We start from the raw sequence: 17,271 nt of genomic DNA on the forward strand, positions 1-17,271 counted from the left end.
CGCGCCGACCGTAGCTACAACGCGACATATCGGTATGACGGCGGCTCCGCTGGTCTCCGGCCCCCGGGGACGACGTACTTCAGCCCACGCCGACGCCGGCTCCCCGTGCCCCCGCTGGCCGCCGCGCTGATCGGCATCGGCGTCACCCTGGAGTCCGTCGGCCTCGGCCTGCGGATCGCCGGCAACGACCGGGGCGTCGCCCGCTACCTGTCCATGGACGCCCCGCTGTCGGTGCCCCGCATGTGGGTCACCGCCCTGCTCGCCACCGCCGCCGTGGCCGCCTTCGTCGGCGCCGCACGCAGCACCGACCGCCGGCCGTGGTGGCTGGGCGTCGGCGTGGTCGCCGCCCTGGTCGCGCAGGTGAAGGGCGGCGGGACCGTGCACGTCCAGGCGCTGGAGACCACCGGTCTGGCCGGTCGTCCGGTGCTGGCCGCCGTCCTCAGCACCCTCCTGGCCGCACTGACCCTCGCCGTGCTCTGGTGGCTCAGCCGAACCGAGCGGCGCGACCGTCGGCGGGTGATGACCGCCTTCGCGGTCTACGCCGCAGCCGCCGTCGTCCTCTCCGGCATCTCCTCCCTCGTCGGGTCGGCGTCCGGGGCGTCCCCCGCGAGGGCGGCCAGCAGTTGGTCGGCGAACTCCGGCCGGCAGACGAGCAGGTCGGGCAGGTAGGGGTCGGGCCGGTTGTAGCGGAGCGGGGAGCCGTCGAGCCGGCTGGTGTGCAGCCCGGCGGCCCGGGCCACCGCGACGGGCGCGGCGGAGTCCCACTCGTACTGGCCGCCGCCGTGCACGTAGGCGTCGGTCGCCCCGCGGACGACGGACATCGCCTTGACCCCGGCCGAGCCCATGGCCACCGGCTCGGCGGCGAGCTGCGCGACGAGGTCGGCGACCAGGGCCGGCGGCCGGCTGCGGCTCACCGCCAGCCGCAGCGGACCGTCCGGGCGGGCCGGCGGCGGCTCGACGGCGGAGGTGCCCAGGGTCGTGCCCTCGGCCGGCAGCGCGACGGCACCGGCGGCCAGCTCGCCCCGCTCCCAGAGCGCGACGTGCACGGCCCAGTCGGTGCGCTCCAGCTCGGAGAACTCCCGGGTGCCGTCGAGCGGGTCGACGATCCAGACCCGGTCGGCGGTGAGCCGGGCGGGGTCGTCCGCGGCCTCCTCGGAGAGCACGGCGTCCCCGGGTCGCAGCGCACCCAGCTGCTCGGCCAGCCAGCGGTGGGACTCCCCGTCGCCGGCGGCCTTGCGCGCCGCGGCGTCGGCGAAGTCCCGGCTGCGCACGGTGAGCAGCAGCTCGCCGGCCCGGGTGGCCAGCGTGCGGGCGAGGTCGTGATCGGTGCCGGTCAACGTCGGTCTCCGTCCGGAGGAGGGTGGGGGCCATCCTCCGGCCCCACACCCCGGCGTCCGCCGTGCGGGTCCCGTCAGTAGGCCCCGGAACCGCGGAGCACCGCACCGAGGGTCTTGCCCAGGATCATCAGGTCCAGGGCGAGCGACCAGTTCTCCACGTAGCGGACGTCGATCCGCACCGAGTCGTCCCAGGACAGGTCGGACCGGCCGCTGACCTGCCACAGGCCGGTGATCCCGGGCTTGACGAGCAGGCGGCGCCGCATGTCGAAGCCGTACTGCTCGACCTCCCGGGTCACGTGCGGCCGCGGGCCGACCAGCGACATGGTGCCGCCGACGACGTTGAGCAGCTGCGGGAGCTCGTCGAGCGACCAGCGCCGCATGACAGCGCCCACCCGGGTGACCCGCGGGTCGCGCTTCATCTTGAACTGGACGACGTTGCCCTCGTTCTGCGCCATCAGCGCCTCGATGCGCCGGTCGGCGTCGGCCACCATGCTGCGGAACTTCAGGACGTGGAACGGCTCGCCGGCCCGGCCGATCCGCTCGTGCCGGAAGAACACCGGGCCCCGGCTCGTGGTCTTGACCGCCACGGCCAGCACCAGCAGCACCGGGAGCAGCACCACGACGGCGGCCAGCGCGACCGACCGGTCGAAGACGTCCTTGGTGACCCGCCGCAGCCCGCGGAACTCCGGCCGCTCCAGGTGCAGCAGCGGCAGGCCGTTGACCGGCCGGATGCCCACCCGCGGGCCGGCGAACTCGGTCACCGCCGGGGCGAGCAGCAGCTCGGCCTCCGTCGTCTCCAGGTCCCACCCGAGGCGGCGCAGCGCGGCGCCGTCCAGCTCGGGCGAGGGCAGCACGGCGACGGTGTCGACCTCGTACCGGCGGACGACGTCGGCGATGTCGGCGAAGCCGCCCAGCACCGGCAGCCCGTCGAAGACGGTCCCGGCGGGCGGAGCCGTCGGGAGGCAGACGCCGATCACCCGGAGGCCGTGCTGGGCCTGGCGGACCAGCTGGGCGTGCAGCTCCGCGGCGCCGTTGCGGTGGCCGACCAGGATCGCGGTCTGCTGGTACCGGCCGTGCGCGCGCTGCCGGTGCAGCCAGGCGCGCTGGGCGTAGCGCTGCAGCAGGCTCAGCACGGTGGCCAGCGGCAGCGCGACCACGACGAAGCTGCGGGCGACCTCGAGCTTGAACGCCCAGGAGACGGTGCCGACGGAGGCCAGCAGCAGCGCCGCGGCGAAGAAGACCCGGCGGAACTCCTCGGGGCCGACCCAGAGGAAGCGCTCCTCGTAGCTGCGGCCGGCCACCATCGCGGCCACCCAGACCAGCGGCAGGACGACGACCGGCCAGGGGGCGTGGTGCGCGGCGAGCGGCCCCTGCTCGGGCAGCAGCCGGCCGACCAGGGCGGCGAGCACGGCGACGAGGGCGTCGCCCAGCAGGATCCGGCGCACGTAGGTCTTCCGCCAGGCCCGGCGAGCCGCGGTGCCCTCTCCGCGGAGGCGCGCCGCGGACCAGAAGCGCCGGCGGGCGACGACCTCCGTCCGCGGCAGGACCTTCTCTTCGGGGGCTTCCAGCAGCGTCAAGATCCGGCTCCCGTACGTCGGTGGATGCGTGGTCGACCTGCGGCGACCGGTCGTCGCCGGCCCGTCGGCGGACGCCCCGCCGACCGGCCCGGGGGAACGTACGGTCCGGCCGCTCGGGTCGCCTAGCCCTCGTCGGGAGGCCGGGCGGCGCGTGGATCGGCGGCCGTGGGCTTGGCCACAGGGCTCCACACCGATCGCCCCTCGCCGACCACGAGCAGTGACGGCACGCAGAGCAGCCGCAGAAGGCGCAATACCGCCGTCGACCGCCGTACACCTGCCGTCAGCCTCGTGAGATCGGTCACTTCCTGACGCTCGTGGTGCCCTTCGTCAGGGTCGCTGTCGGTGCCGCATGCTCGACCCGTGGGCGGACCCGAGAACCCGACGCTGCGCGTCCTGCACGTCAGCCAGCCGGTCGAGGCAGGGGTGGCCCGGGTCGTGGCCGGGCTGGTCGCCGACCAGCGTCGCCGCGGCTGGGAGGTCCTGGTGGCCTGCCCGGGCGAGGGCTGGCTGGCCGACACGGTCCGCGCGACCGGGGCCCGGCTGCTGCCGTGGCGGGCGAGCCGATCGCCCGGCCCGTCCGTGCCCGGCGAGGCGGCGGCGCTGCGCCGGGTCGTGGCGGCCACGGACCCCCACGTGGTGCACCTGCACAGCGCGAAGGCGGGGCTGGCCGGGCGGCTGGCGGTCCGGGGCCGGCGACCGACGGTGTTCCAGCCGCACGCCTGGTCGTTCGAGGCGGTCACCGGGCCGGTGCAGACGGCCTCCCGCGGGTGGGAGCGGTTCGCCCAGCGCTGGACCGAGCTGACCCTCTGCGTCAGCGAGGCGGAGCTGGCGACCGGGCGGGCCGCGGGCCTGACCGGGCCGGCGGTGGTGGCGCCCAACGGCGTCGAGCCCGAGGTGTGGGCCCCGCGGGACCGGGCGACCGCCCGCGACGCCCTCGGGCTCGCGGCGGCGCCCACCGTGGTCTGCGTCGGGCGGCTGGCCCGGCAGAAGGGCCAGGACATGCTGCTCGAGGCCTGGCCCGGCGTGCGACGAGCCGTGCCGGACGCCCGATTGGTGCTCGTCGGCACCGGCCCGGACGAGGCCGCGCTGCGCGCCCGGGCCGACGACTCGGTCCGCTTCGCCCCCGGGGAGCGGCTGGCCGAGTGGTACGCCGCCGCCGACGTCGTCGCCGTCCCCTCCCGCTGGGAGGCCGGGCTGCCGCTGGTGGCGATGGAGGCGATGGCCGGTCAGCGCAGCGTGGTCGCCTTCGACGTCGCCGGCATCGGCGGGTACCTCGGCGACGCGGGTGCGGCGGTCCCGCCGTTCGACGTCGAGGCGTTCGCCGCCGCGCTGACCGCCCGGCTGCTCGACCCGGCGGCCGCCGCCCGGGAGGCCGAGGTGGGCCGGGCGGTCGCGACCACCCGGTTCGCGGCGGCCACCTCGCAGGCCGCCGTCGCCGAGCACCTGCTGCGCCTGGCCGGGGCCCGATGAGCCCGCGCGTGGGGGCGGCCCCCCGCGGGCGGCGCCTGGTGTCCCGGGCGGTGCTGGCGAGCGCGCTGCTGGCGCTGTGTGCCGTCGGGCCCACGGGGTCGACGGTGCCGCCCGGCGCCACGCCCACGGCAGCCGCCACCGGTCCCGGCGCCACGGGGGCCGTCGTGCCGGCCGGCGCGGCGCGCCAGGTGGTCCCGGTCGAGCGGTTCGGCGCCGTGGGCGACGGCGTCCGCGACGACACCGCGGCGCTGCAGCGGGCGCTGGACAGCGTGCCGGCGGGGAGCACCCTGCGGCTCCGCGCGGGCGCGACCTACCTGCACTCCGACGTCCTCCGGGTGCGCACCCCCGGCCTCACGGTCACCGGCGCGGGCGCGACCGTCACCGCCACCCAGGAGACCCGGTCGGCCTTCCACGTCGACGCCGACCGGGTGGTGGTCGAGGGGGTCACCTTCGCCCTCCGCACCTCCACCCAGCGCTTCCACGCCTACGAGCAGATGAAGGTCCGGGTCTCCGCCGACGGGGTGGTGCTGCGCGACGTGCACGTCCGGGGCGCGGCGGCGGCCGGCTTCTACGTCGGCAACGGCTCCGGCGGGTTCCTGCTGGACCGGGTGACGGTCGTCGGCAGCCGCGCCGACGGCGTGCACGTCACCGGCGGCGCGCACGACGGCCGGGTCGTCTCCCCCGTCACCACCGGCACCGGGGACGACGGGGTCGCCGTCGTCTCCTACCGGGCCGACGGGGTGCCGTGCGCGCGGGTGCAGATCACCTCGCCGACGGTGAACGGGACGACGTGGGGCCGGGGCATCTCCGTCGTCGGCGGGGACGACATCACCTACACCGACGTGGCGATCCGGGACACCGACGCCGCCGCGGTCTACGTGGGCAGCGAGGGCGACCCGTACTACACGTTCCCCTCGCGCCGGGTGCGGGTCACTCGCGGCACGGTGACCGGAGCCAACGCCAACCCGGCCAAGGACCACGGCGCGGTGCTCGTCTACGCCGGCAACAGCGGCACCACGACCGCCGACGTCACGATCCGGGACCTGGCGGTCAGCGGCACCCGGGCCGGCGCCAGCTGGGACCTCGGGGTGCTGGCCGACCCGGGCGCGGGCGTCCAGCGGGTCACCCTCTCCGGGATCTCGCTCACCGGTGGCCCGCCGCGGCCGTTCTACACGAACGTGCCCCCGGCGGTGCGGCTGCTCGGCGTCCGGGACGACGGCTCCCCCGTCCCCGACCGCGGCTGGTGAACGGCCGGCTCAGCCGGCCGGCCGCGCGCCGAACGCGTGGGCCCGCGCCGTCCAGGCCGACAGCACGGTGACGGCGTCCGGCTCCGGCAGCCCCTCGGGGCGGTGCGCCAGCGGCACCGGCGGACCCCAGCGGGTGTAGCGCTCGGCCAGCCCGGCGGGCACCAGCAGCAGGTTGGTGCGCGGCGTCCGGCGCAGCTCCCGGGCCCAGCGCAGCGGCGAGGTCAGCACCGCGCGCACGTCCCGGGCCCCGAGGACGACGACGGTCGCCCGCCGGCCGGCGACGACGTCCCGACCGGCGGCGGCGCGCCGGCCCCAGAGCACCACCACGTCGACGTCGTCCAGCGCCGCGTCGGGCAGTGCGGCGGGCTCGAGCACACCGGTGCGCCAGCCGGCGGCGGTCTGCGCGGCGGCGGTCGCCCGGGCCGTGGCCAGCTCGGCGGGGCCGGCGACGTGCAGCACGCCCAGCACCTCGCCGAACACCGGGGTGGAGAGGATGGCGCGGACGTCAGCGGGCACGGCGGACCGCCTCCAGGGTCTCCTCGACGACGTCGTCCCAGCCGCGGCGGGCCGGCCGGAGCAGCACCGGTGGCCGGGTCCGGCCGAGGTGCTCCACCAGCGCGGCGGCCCACACCTCGGGACGGCGGCCGGGCAGCCGCTGCGCCCCGACCGGGGAGGCCTCGGCCAGCGCCGGGTCCTCCGAGGTCAGCACCGGTGCGCCCAGCGCCAGCCCCTCCGCGGCGGGCAGGCCGAAGCCCTCGGCGAGGCTGGGGCACAGCACCACCCGGGCGTGCTCGTAGAGCCAGCGCAGCCGGCCGTCGGGGACGTGGCCCATCGCGAGGACCGCGCCGTCGGCGGCCAGCCCGGCGAACGCCCGGCCGCGGTCGGTGGGCCCCCAGCTGTCCGGGCCGACCACCACGAGCACCGCGTCGGGGACGGCGGCGCGCACCTGCGCCCAGGCGTCGACGACCAGGCCGACGTTCTTCCGCGGTGAGGGGTCGCCCACGACCAGCGCGAACGGCCGGCCGACCAGCTCGGGCACGACCTCCGGGACGACGTCGGTGAGCGAGGAGCCGTCGGGGTGGTGCACCACGGAGGTGCGGGGGGCCGTGGACGGCAGGTAGCTGACCAGCCGCTCCCGGGTGGCGGCGCTGACGCACACCAGCGCGTCGGCGGCCCGCAGCGAGGCGAGGTACGGCGGGCGCACCAGCCAGCGCTTGGCCCGGCCGAAGTCGTGTGGCCGGTCCAGCGCGAGCATGTCGTGCACGGTCAGCACGCCGACGCCGGGCACCCCGCGGGGCAGCAGGTGCTTGGTGCCGTGCACGACGTCCATCGGGCCGCCGACCCGCGCGCCGGCCAGCCGCTCGACGGCGGAGACCAGCGGGCCGCGGCCGGGCAGGGTGTGCACCCGGTCGGCGTCGACCAGGTGGGTGAAGGCCCCCTGCGCACCGGCGCCGGCCAGCACGTGCAGCTCCACGTCGTCGCGGGCGGCCAGCCCGCGGGCCAGCTGCACGACGTAGCGGACCATCCCCCCGCCCTCGCCCGACGGCGGGACGTGCGTGCCGATCAGCAGGTAGCGCAGCGGGCGGGGCGTCACAGCACGGCTCCGGTACGGCGTCGTCGGGCACGGTTGACCAGCAGCGCCACCACGACCAGGGCGACCAGCCCGGGGGTGGCCCGGCCCTGGCCGAGGTAGAAGTAGCGCGGCAGCTCGAGCATGGTCAGCACGAACAGCGGATAGAGCAGCAGGCCCCAGATCCGGCCCTCGCGCAGGGCGCGGTGCAGGGTGCCGGTCAGCAGCCCGGCACCGAGGAAGAACAGCAGCCCGCCGGCGATCCCCAGGTCGACGAACGGGCTGGCCACGCCGCCGTAGTTGTTGAACTCCGGGTTGCCGAACTGGGCGAGCGCCAGCGTGTAGGCGGGCTCCGGGTCGACGCCGGTGAGCGACCGGAACAGGTTCAGGCTGCCGATGCCCGGCGCCGTCCAGAACGCCGACCACAGGTCGTAGGGCAGCCCGGCCGGCTCCTGGTGCAGCAGCCGGATGGCGCCGTTGTTGTAGGCGGTGACGTAGTAGCCGGCGAAGCGCTCCACCACGAAGACGGGGAAGGACTGGCCGCCCTGCGCCGCGTAGAACACCCAGCTGCGCGAGTACTCGAAGGCGGCGAAGACCACCACCACCACCGGCAGCAGCACCGCGGGCAGGAACGCCGCGCGCCGGGTGCCCCGGGCGGTCCGGGACATCCCGGCCACCACCAGCACCAACAGCGGCACGAGCAGCTCGAGCAGGGCGAGGCGCTCGGTGACGAAGAAGGCACGCAGCAGGGCGAGGAAGGCGACCACCGCCAGCCGGCGCAGGTACCGCGGCCGGCGCCCCTGCGCCAGCAGCAGCACACCGGTCAGGACGACGAACGCGACGCCGAACTGGGTCATCGTGGTCAGCCCGGGCACGGTGCCCAGCTGGTCGCGGATGCCCAGGCCGTAGAGCTCCTGGTCGATCAGCGCGGTCACCAGCACGACCGGGTCCAGGCCCACCCGGACGGCGTTGATGCCGTAGGCGAGGTAGCCGACCATGGTCAGCCAGAACAGCACCGTGGCCGCGCGCTCCAGGACGCGCAGGTCGCCGGCCGACAGCCCCGGCCAGCCCGGCACCCGGCGGGCACCGCGCAGCCCCGGCAGCAGCGCACCGCCCAGGAACAGCAGCAGGCCGGCGGTGAACCACAGCGTCCACTCCAGGTCGATCGCCTTCGGGGTGCCCCACAGCGCCCGGTAGCGCTCGTCGGCGATGGCCAGGCTCAGCCAGGTGGTGGGCAGCGCGACCAGCCCGATCAGCGCGACCGGCGAGAGCCACCACACGCCCCCGGGCCGGCCGCCGAGGTCCGCCGTCCGCGGCCGGACGGCGGTGATCCGGGTGCTCATCGGGCTCCTCCGCCGTCCGGTTCGCGGCCGGCCAGCAGCCGCAGGCTGCGCCGCAGCTGCAGCCCGGGCAGCGGCGCCGTCCCGAAGGCCCGGCGGCAGACGACCGCGTAGGAGCCGAAGAGCACCACGGTCGCCGTGGCGCTGGTGAGGGCCAGCGCGAGCGGACCGCCCAGCCGGGCGGCGAGGACGGCGACGGGCACGACCACCAGGAGCGCCAGCCCGACGGCGCGGGCGGCGGTGCGGCCGTGGCCGGTGACGACGAGCAGCACCGCGCAGGAGCCGCAGACCGCCATGCCCAGGCCGCCGGTGGCCAGCACCGCGAGGTAGGGGGCGGCGTCGTCCAGGCCCTCGCCGTAGAGCGTGAGGACCTGCGGGGCGAGCAGCCAGGTGGCGGCGACCAGCAGCACGGTGACCGCGGTCGAGACGGTGGCCGCGGCCGACAGCAGGCCGAGCACCCGGTCGCGGCGGCCCTCGGCCTCCAGCCGCGCGGCGACCGGGGTGATCGCGATGTTGGCCAGCCCCTCGAGCACCGTGACCTGCATGGCCAGCACGCTGGCGGTCGAGTAGAGCAGCGCCTGCTCGCCGGGGAAGGCCCAGCCGGCCAGCCAGACGTCGCCGCGGCCGACCAGGAAGGCGCCGAGCTCGACGGTGAACAGCCAGGCCCCGCCCGCGACGGCGGCGGCCATCGGCGACCACCAGCGGGCGCCCCGCACCCGGGCCCGCAGCGGCAGCCGGAGCAGCACCACCGCCAGCAGCGCGAGGGAGGTCGCGGCGTAGACGGTGAGCAGGGTGACCAGCGACGTCCGGCCGTCCTGTGCCCAGACGACGACGCCCATGGCGAGCAGGGCGAGCACCGACCGGCTGTGGTGGGTGGCCGCGACCGACCAGCGGATCCGGCCGACCGCGGCGTAGACGTCGCTGATGGTGAGCCGGACCGTCTCCAGCACGATCAGCCCGGCGACCAGCGCGACCACCAGCGCGCGGTCGTCGCGGACGACCGCGGTGGCCACCCAGGCGACCGCCGGTGCGGTGACCACGCTCAACAGCGCGACCGCCCGCAGGTGGGCGAGCACCTGGGCGGCCACCTCGACCGGGGAGGAGGCCGCGGCGATCGCCCGGATGGCGTGCTGACCCAGGCCCAGCCGGCCGACCATCGGCCCGAGCATCAGGGCGCCGAGCACGGCCAGGAAGCCGGTGGCCGCGCGGTCGTCGAGGGTGCGGACCGCCAGCACCGACGTCAGGAACGTGGCGACCAGCCCGAGCACGGCCACGACCATCCGCAGGCCGAAGCTCCGGCGGACCTCCTGGCTCTGCTCCCCCGCCTGGACCGCCACGGTCAGGCCTCGCTGGCGACGGGCTCCTGCCGAGGGGACGTCGTCTCCTCCGCAGCCCGCGGGGGCGACGGCTGGGGCCGGTCGCGCCCCAGGTGCCGCCCGGTGGTGGTGACGACGACGCCGCGCAACGCCGGGCCGGACGACGTCACGTCGCGGACGGCGGCCAGCGCGTCCTCCAGCGAGGTGACCCCCTCCCCCACGACGACGACCGCCTGCTCGGCGTGCCGGGCGGTCTCGCCGAACCGGGCGCCGGAGGTGAGCGCCGGGGCGTGCAGCAGCACGTGCCGGCCGGCGGCGGTGTGCCGGGCGACGGTCGCGGCCAGCGCCGCGTCGCCGTCGTGCGGCGGGACGGCGAGGACGGTCAGCAGCGGCGTGTGCGCCTGCTCGCCGGGGAACTCCGCCGACCCGGGCGGGCGGCTGCCGTGCGCGTGCGCCGCGGTGGTCACCAGCACCACAGGGGCGCCGGTGGAGGAGATCGCCCAGGCCAGCTCCCAGGCGACCTCGGCGGCGCCGGCGCGCTCGTCGGCACCGACCACGACGAGGCGGCGGGCACCGGCGCTGACGTCGAGCACCTGCGGCACGAGCAGCCGGGCCGCCGAGAGGGCATCGGCCCGGGGCAGCTGGACGGGCACCTGCGGGCTGCGGCCCCGGACCCGCCCGGCCGGCAGCCGCGGCAGCAGCACGGGCACGCCGGCCGCCACCAGCAGCCGGGCGTCGAACAGCCGGTTCGACGTCGCCCGCCACACCGCGCCAGCGGCCAGCAGCAGCACGGCACCGAGCACGGCGCCCAGCACGGTGGACAGCAGCGCGGCCGGTGCGCCGGTCTCCTGGTCCAGGCTCGGGGCGCGCAGCACCGGCACCAGGTCGGGGACCCGGGTGGCGGCGCCGGTCAGCTGGCTCTGCTCGGCGAGCAGCCGCTCGACCTCCTGGGCCACCGGGCTGTTCACCGCGCCCGGCTCGCCGAGGGCGTCCAGCCGCTGCTGCACCGCGTCCAGCGCCGCGGTCACCGCCGTCCCGGCGGCCTCCTGGCGGGCGGTGACGTAGCCGTCGAGCAGCGTCGTCACGGCCTGGAGGGCCTGCTCGGCGGTGGGGGCGGTGGCGCTGATCCGCAGGACGTCGGAGGTGCCGACCTGTGCGACGGAGACGGTGACCGCGTCATCCGTCTGCTCGTCCTGGGTCAGCCGCAGCGCGTCCAGCGCCTCGAGCTGGCCGGCGACCAGGGAGTCGTCGGTGCCGGTCTGGGCGGTGGTCGGCAGCGGGCCGCTGAGCACCTGGGCGTCGGGGACGACCTCGAAGGTGGCCGAGGCGGTGACCTCCTCCTCGGCGGCGAGCCCGACCAGCAGGCCGAGCAGCCCGCCGAGCAGGGCGCCGACGAGCGCCAGCCGGGCCAGCCAGGCCAGCGGTGCGGCCGGCCCGGGCCAGGTGTCCGCCCGGGTGGCGTCGTCGGGCGCCCCGCCTCCCGGGTTGGTGCCGGCCGGCCGGCCTGTCGAGCTGCTCATGCGCGTGCGTCCTCCCTCGTGCCATCGGCGGAGTCCGCCCGCAACAGCGTCCAGATGATAGGGCTCGGCCGGCTGCGCTCTTGCCACTCATCCCTCCGGGTGAACGCCGGGTGGACGGCAGGGAACGGGGCGCTGACCTGCGAAGACGCCTTCACACCGCCGGTGGACACAGGAAGATCGACACCTAGGCTCTGCCGCGTGACCGAGGCCCCCACGCGCCCGCAGCGGGTGGCGGCGATCGACGTCGCGCGGGCCGTGGCGATCATCGGCGTGGCGGCCAACCACTCCATCGACGGCATGCTCAACGCCGGCCTGATCGGGGCCGACCACCCCCTCGAGGCGGTCAACTCAGCGCTGTACCTGTTCCGGATGCCGGCCCTGGCGTTCCTGCTCGGGCTGTTCGTGCCCCGCGCGGTGACCAGGCGTGGGGCGGCCGGCTACGTCTGCGAGCGGGCCACGCTGATGCTCTGGCTCTACCTGCTCTGGTACCTGGTGCAGAGCCTCGCCGAGCTGGCGACCAACGAGGTCAAGAACGTGCCGCGGGAGCCCGGGGCGATCTGGCGGGTGTGGGAGCCGTTCGCCCACCTGTGGTTCCTGCCGTTCCTGATCGTGACGTCGGTGGTGCTGGCCGTGCTGCGACCGTGGCAGGGCCCGGCCCGCCGGCTGCTGGGCGGCGGCGGGCTGGTGCTGGCCAGCCTGCTCACCTGGGGCTGGAACCCGACCCTGTTCGGGCTGACCGGGCTCTCGCTGCTGGCGTTCGCCGCGGCCGGGTCCATGGTCGGGCTGGCCCGGCTGGGCACGTGGATGCAGGGCCCGGTCCGGGCCTGGACGGCGGTCGGGCTGCTCGCCGCCGCCTCGCTGGGGCTGCTGCTCCAGGCCGACGTCGCGCCGTCGACCCTGCCGGCCGAGGTCGGCCTGGTCGAGCGGGCACTGAGCCTCGGCGCCGCGGTCGCCGGCACGATCGCGCTGCTCGCCGTATCGGTGCTGCTGGCCCGAGTGCCGCCGCTGCGCGACCTGCTGGCCGCGATCGGCCGCCGCACCCTGCCGATCTACCTGGCGCACGTGCTGGTCGTCGCCGGCGTGCGGATCGTGCTCGTGCAGCTCGGGGTCGACCAGCCGTACGCCATCGCTGCGGTGGCCGTCGTCGCCGGCGTCGGCATCCCGTTCGCCGTCGCCACCTTCACGGCCGGGCGGCCGTGGGCGAACTGGCTGTTCGACCTGCCCCTGGCTCTCCGTCCACGAACGCGCGGACCGGCTGCCGTCGACCCGTCATCCGCTCGCCGACTGAGCGCGGAGCAGGACCGGGCACCGAGCCGGCCGACCGGCCGGGACGGCGCCCGCCGGTAGACCGCGGGCTCAGCCGGCGCGGCGGCCCAGTGCGCGGTAGGTCCAGCCGGCGGCCACCCAGCGGTCGCGGTCCAGCGCGTTGCGCCCGTCGAGCATCCGCTTCTGCCCCACGACCTTGCCGAAGGCCACCGGGTCCAGGTCCCGGTACTGCTGCCACTCGGTGAGCACCAGGACTGCGTCGGCCCGGTCCGCAGCCTCCTCCGGGGTGTCCACGGCGTCGAGCTGCGGCCAGCTGCGGCGGATGTTGTCCCCGGCCGCGGGGTCGGTGACCCGCACCGCGGCGCCCTGCAATTGCAGCTGGGCGGCGACGTTCAGCGCCGGGGAGTCGCGGATGTCGTCGCTGTTGGGCTTGAACGCCGCGCCCAGCACCGCCACCCGCTTGCCGACCAGCGAGCCGTCGCAGACCTCGCGGGCCAGCTCGACCATCCGGATCCGGCGGCGCATGTTGATGTTGTCGACCTCGCGCAGGAACGTCAGCGCCTGGTCAGCGCCGAGTTCCCCGGCACGGGCCATGAACGCCCGGATGTCCTTGGGCAGGCAACCGCCACCGAAGCCGAGGCCGGCGTTGAGGAACTTGCGGCCGATCCGGTCGTCGTGACCGATCGCGTCGGCCAGCTGCTTCACGTCGGCCCCGGTCGCCTCGCACAGCTCGGCCATCGCGTTGATGAAGGAGATCTTCGTGGCCAGGAATGAGTTGGCCGCGGTCTTCACCATCTCCGCGGTCGCGTAGTCGGTGACCACCTGCGGGGTGCCCACCGCGACGATCGAGGCGTAGACCTCGTCCAGCATCGCCCGCGCCGTCTCACCGTCGGGGCCGGCAGGGAGGCCGTAGACCAGCCGGTCCGGGTGCAGCGTGTCCTGGACCGCGAAGCCCTCGCGGAGGAACTCCGGGTTCCAGGCCAGCATCGCCCCGGGCACCTTGCTCTCGACCAGCTCCGCCAGCCGGGCCGCCGTGCCCACCGGGACCGTCGACTTCCCGGCCACCAGGTCACCGGGCTTGAGCGCCGCCAGCAGGCTCTCAACGGCCGACTCGACGAACCGCAGGTCCGCGGCGTACTCCCCGCGCTTCTGCGGGGTGCCCACGCAGACGAAGTGGACGACGGCGTCGCCGGCGTCGGCCATGTCGGTGCTGAACCGCAGGCGCCCCGTTGCCAGGGACGTGCCCAGCAGCTCCTCGAAACCCGGCTCGTAGAACGGGGCCTTGGCCCGCTGCAGCGCGTCGATCTTCGGCTGGTCGACGTCGATGCCCACGACGTCGTGCCCGAGCTCGGCCATCGAGGCCGCGTGCACCGCGCCCAGGTAGCCGCAACCGATGACCGAGATCTTCATGCGCGTGCCACTCCCCTACCTGCGGACACCCGACGCGCCCAACTCCACGCGCACGGTAGACAACGCACCCGCCCGCGCGCCAGCCGCGGTCACCCAGCTGTGGCCGACTGTTCACCGGGTGGGACCGACGTCACCGGCATCACCCGCGCGGGGAGACATCCCTCCCTGGGATGACCCGGCCGTCCGCGACCGCTGCTCGGCGGCCCGCTGTCCTTAGGGTCCGATGGTCTGACGGAAAGGCGGTGGGCATGAGCAGCGTCCAGACGGATGGCGACGGACCCGCCGCGGAGTCGGCCGGTTCCGATGCCGAGGTGGTCGAGACCACCCCCCGACGGCGATGGGTGCGGCGCACGCTGACCAGCCTGAGCGCGCTGGCACTGGTGCTCGCGCTCGCCATCGGTACCGGCCTGTGGTTCGTCAGCAACCGGTACGGCGGCAACATCGAGCGGGTCGGCGACGTCTTCGCCGAACTCGACGACGGCGCCCGCCCGGCCCCCGCGTCGCCGGTCGACCAGCCTGAGGCGACCGCCGACCCGGTCACCTTCTTGCTGGTGGGCTCGGACACCCGCGCCGAACTCGAGCCGGGCGAGCTGCCCGACGCCCGCGCCGACGCGATCATGGTGGCCCGCTTCGCCGGCGACCGCGAGCACGCTCAGGTCGTCTCCATCCCCCGCGACTCCTGGGTCGACATCCCCGGGTACGGGAAGGACAAGATCAACGCTGCCTATGCGCTCGGCGGCCCCACACTGCTGATCGAGACGATCGAACAGCTGACCGGCGTGCGGATCGACCACTACGCGGCGATCGACTTCGCCGGGCTGATCCAGGTGACCGACGACCTCGGTGGCGTCGACGTCGTCGTCTCGGAGACGACGAGCAACGGGCCGTACACCTTCACCGCCGGCCCCAACCACCTCGACGGCGACCAGGCCCGCTGGTACGTGGGCCAGCGCTACGACCTGCCCGGTGGCGACTTCGATCGGGTGAAGCGGCAGCAGAACTACCTGCGCGCGATGTTCACCAAGCTGTTCAGCCAGGAGGTGTTCACCTCACCGGGCAAGCTCGACTCGACGCTGCTGGCGGTCACGAACGCGGTCGCCGTCGACGATGCCCTCGACAACGGGGACCTGCTGTCGCTGGCCTATTCGCTGCGCGGCCTCACCCCGGCCGACGTCGAGTTCTTCACCGCCCCGGTGCTGGGCATCGGCACCGAGGGGGCGGCCAGCGTGGTCTACGTGGATCAGACGGCCGGCGAGCGCATGTGAGGCTACCTGCAGACCGACTCGCTGGGCCAGAACGCCGCCGAGTTCAGCGACGAGGCCCTGCCCGAGGTACCCCGGTGAACGCAGTCGCGCCGGGGCCGGGTGGACCACCCGACTCCGGCGCGACTGGACTGCTCACTGCGACTGCGAGCTCAGGTCAGCGGTAGCCGGGCGAGGTGTAGCTCCGGCCGACCGAGCCGGCGGGGACGAAGTCACCGGACGACGGGCGGCCCTGCTTCACGCTGCCGGTGATCGAACCGTCCTTCGGCCAGGTCGCCACGCCGTTGGCGACCTTCGCGGCGCACTGCTTGTGGGTGACCGAGGGCCAGACGCTCTGGCCGAAGGGACGGCCGGGCCGGGGGGCGACGTAGACGCCGTCCAGGGCCAGCGGGTAGTCGTCGTTGCAGTCGGTCCAGATGTAGTAGCCACCCTTGCTGACCGTGCCGTCGTTCGTGCCGACGATGTTGGTGTTGCGGATGGTGCCGCGGCCGATCGGGCCGGTGTTCTCGAAGACGTGCAGGCCCTGGAAGTTCGACGAGCCGGTCAGCCGGTCGATGCGGTACTCGCGCAGGCCACCCCAGGGCTGGAAGACGTCGGCGTGGTTCCCGGTGCTCATGCCGCGCAGGCCGTCGACCCGCACGTTCTGGATCTGCAGGATCGCCCTCGGGGCGTTGGCGGCGATGCCGTCGGTCTGGGCGCCGGTCACGGCGCCGTTGATGTGGACGCCCTCGATGTGCACCGTGCCGGTGCAGTTGCGCACGTAGATGGCGCGCTGGTCGTGGCCGGCGACCTTGGCCGACGGCAGTGCCTTGATGCTGCCGCCGATGATGACGGCGTTGCGGCAGTCCGCGATGGTGATCGGGCCGACCGCGCGGTCGGTGGGCAGCTTGATCAGCACGTCACCGCCGCGGCCGCTCACCGTCGTCAGCGACGTCGTCGCCGTCACCTTGGTCACGGGATAGTTGGCGTAGCCGGCGGGCGGCCTCCAGCTGAGCGCGGGGCGGCTGGTCGACGCGGCGACCACGTCCATCTGTGTGGATGCGAGGGCCAGACCGGTTGCGGGCGCCTCCGGTTCGGCGGCATCGATGACAGTGGTCGCCACCGGCACGAGGCAGCCGAAGGCGATGGCGAGCGCGAGCCAACGGCTGCGGCCGCCTGCGATCGCGCGGCACCTGGCCGAGGCGGACTTTCGTGAGGAGACGAAACGGGAGGGAGGCACGCGGGGGAAGGTAGCAGTGCGATTACGTCACAGCGCAGTACTTGTGGAACCGCCTGGTCCGGTGATACAGGCGCCACTCCAAGTGACCCGGCACCCACCGAACGAACCGGCCTGCCGCATGCGGTGGGTCAACGGCCCCGACAACGTCACACGCAGTTCATCCGGCGAGCGGGAACCCCCGGCAACAGATCCACGAGCTCGCAGCGGTTCCACGCTGAGGGGCGTCCCGGACAAGGCTGACGCGCTGACTGTCCCGCCCCGGGTTCAGTGGAGGCTCGGAGCTGACGCGGCGACGGTAGTCGCCGCGGTGTTGTGCCGGTAGAAGTTGTCCTCGTACTCGGCCGGTGGGATCAGGCCGATTTCGCCGTGCAGTCGTCGGTGGTTGAACCAGTCGATGTACTCAGCGGTGGCGATCTCGAGGTCGTCGATGCCCTTCCACGGGCCCTTGTTGCGGACCAGCTCGGCCTTGAACAGCGAGTTGAACGCCTCGGCCAGCGCGTTGTCGTAGGAGTCGCCGGTGGAGCCGACGGAGGCGACCGCGCCGGCCTCGGCCAGGCGCTGGGTGTAGCGCACCGCGACGTATTGACTGGTCTCAACCGGTCGTTGCAGTACCGGCCTGTTGCAGTGAGCGTAGGTGTTCGTCGAGAACCTCGGCGGGTGTCTTCCAGCCCAGGACCTTGCGGGGTCTGCTGTTGACGGCGGCTTGGACGGCGAGGAGGTCCGCTTCGGTCCAGCGG

General features: G+C 75.1%; 13 protein-coding genes and 1 pseudogene. 4 read left to right on the forward strand and 10 right to left on the reverse strand.

All coding sequences use genetic code 11. The annotated features are described in order from the left end of the window. Window positions 1-536: 536 nt before the first annotated feature. Window positions 537-1,337: a 3'(2'),5'-bisphosphate nucleotidase CysQ gene (locus tag G5C62_RS18400; RefSeq protein ID WP_164702171.1), complete on the reverse strand. Its 801-nt coding sequence runs from the start codon at window positions 1,335-1,337 to the stop codon at window positions 537-539. 74 nt (window positions 1,338-1,411) lie between these two features. After that, the gene (locus G5C62_RS18405) at window positions 1,412-2,914 is read right to left on the reverse strand and encodes a sugar transferase (protein ID WP_241175981.1); all 1,503 of its coding nucleotides are present in this window, start codon (window positions 2,912-2,914) and stop codon (window positions 1,412-1,414) included. A gap of 360 nt (window positions 2,915-3,274) precedes the next feature. Between G5C62_RS18405 and G5C62_RS18410 the strand changes: the two genes are divergently transcribed. Both G5C62_RS18410 and G5C62_RS18415 read left to right on the forward strand, forming a co-directional pair. Beyond that, window positions 3,275-4,384: a glycosyltransferase family 4 protein gene (locus G5C62_RS18410; protein ID WP_164702172.1), complete on the forward strand. Its 1,110-nt coding sequence runs from the start codon at window positions 3,275-3,277 to the stop codon at window positions 4,382-4,384. Window positions 4,385-4,392: 8 nt separating this feature from the next. Further along, entirely contained in the window at window positions 4,393-5,631 is a 1,239-nt protein-coding gene (locus tag G5C62_RS18415; protein WP_164702173.1) for a glycosyl hydrolase family 28-related protein, read from the forward strand. Window positions 5,632-5,640: 9 nt separating this feature from the next. Here the strand turns inward: G5C62_RS18415 and G5C62_RS18420 are convergent, their stop codons facing one another. The 5 genes from G5C62_RS18420 to G5C62_RS18440 are packed head-to-tail and all read right to left on the reverse strand — an operon-like array spanning window position 5,641 to window position 11,377. Then, window positions 5,641-6,147 carry a hypothetical protein gene (locus tag G5C62_RS18420; RefSeq protein WP_036335370.1) on the reverse strand — a complete coding sequence of 169 codons (507 nt, stop codon included), beginning with the start codon at window positions 6,145-6,147 and terminating at the stop codon, window positions 5,641-5,643. Further along, window positions 6,137-7,225, reverse strand: a complete 1,089-nt coding sequence (locus tag G5C62_RS18425) for a glycosyltransferase family 1 protein (RefSeq protein ID WP_036335369.1) — start codon at window positions 7,223-7,225, stop codon at window positions 6,137-6,139. Before G5C62_RS18425 ends, G5C62_RS18420 begins: the two co-directional genes overlap by 11 nt. Further along, a complete protein-coding gene (locus tag G5C62_RS18430) occupies window positions 7,222-8,544 on the reverse strand; it encodes a hypothetical protein (protein WP_052091065.1) in 1,323 nt (440 codons plus the stop codon). Before G5C62_RS18430 ends, G5C62_RS18425 begins: the two co-directional genes overlap by 4 nt. Further along, window positions 8,541-9,878 carry a lipopolysaccharide biosynthesis protein gene (locus tag G5C62_RS18435; RefSeq protein WP_052091064.1) on the reverse strand — a complete coding sequence of 446 codons (1,338 nt, stop codon included), beginning with the start codon at window positions 9,876-9,878 and terminating at the stop codon, window positions 8,541-8,543. The genes G5C62_RS18430 and G5C62_RS18435 overlap by 4 nt, the downstream gene beginning before the upstream one ends. Window positions 9,879-9,880: 2 nt before the next feature. Continuing rightward, window positions 9,881-11,377 (reverse strand): CpsD/CapB family tyrosine-protein kinase, encoded by a 1,497-nt coding sequence (locus G5C62_RS18440; protein ID WP_164702174.1) that lies wholly within the window; start codon window positions 11,375-11,377, stop codon window positions 9,881-9,883. A gap of 198 nt (window positions 11,378-11,575) precedes the next feature. Between G5C62_RS18440 and G5C62_RS18445 the strand changes: the two genes are divergently transcribed. Continuing rightward, window positions 11,576-12,724, forward strand: coding sequence for an acyltransferase family protein (locus G5C62_RS18445; protein ID WP_164702175.1), 1,149 nt, complete (start codon window positions 11,576-11,578; stop codon window positions 12,722-12,724). A 9-nt stretch (window positions 12,725-12,733) separates the two neighbouring features. Here G5C62_RS18445 and G5C62_RS18450 read toward each other — a convergent pair whose 3' ends face one another. After that, a complete protein-coding gene (locus tag G5C62_RS18450; protein WP_164702176.1) occupies window positions 12,734-14,053 on the reverse strand; it encodes a UDP-glucose/GDP-mannose dehydrogenase family protein in 1,320 nt (439 codons plus the stop codon). Between the two features lie 248 nt (window positions 14,054-14,301). On the opposite strand from G5C62_RS18450, the gene G5C62_RS18455 reads away from it, so the two are divergent. After that, entirely contained in the window at window positions 14,302-15,318 is a 1,017-nt protein-coding gene (locus G5C62_RS18455) for an LCP family protein (protein WP_241175982.1), read from the forward strand. 154 nt (window positions 15,319-15,472) lie between these two features. On the opposite strand, the gene G5C62_RS18460 is transcribed toward G5C62_RS18455, so the two are convergent. Together G5C62_RS18460 and G5C62_RS18465 are read right to left on the reverse strand one after the other, a co-directional pair. Then, entirely contained in the window at window positions 15,473-16,345 is an 873-nt protein-coding gene (locus G5C62_RS18460; protein ID WP_164702177.1) for a hypothetical protein, read from the reverse strand. 453 nt (window positions 16,346-16,798) lie between these two features. Continuing rightward, window positions 16,799-17,122: pseudogene (locus G5C62_RS18465) on the reverse strand (integrase core domain-containing protein); the annotation flags it as partial. Window positions 17,123-17,271 lie beyond the last annotated feature (149 nt).

It is taken from the genome of Modestobacter sp. KNN46-3, from assembly GCF_011039295.1.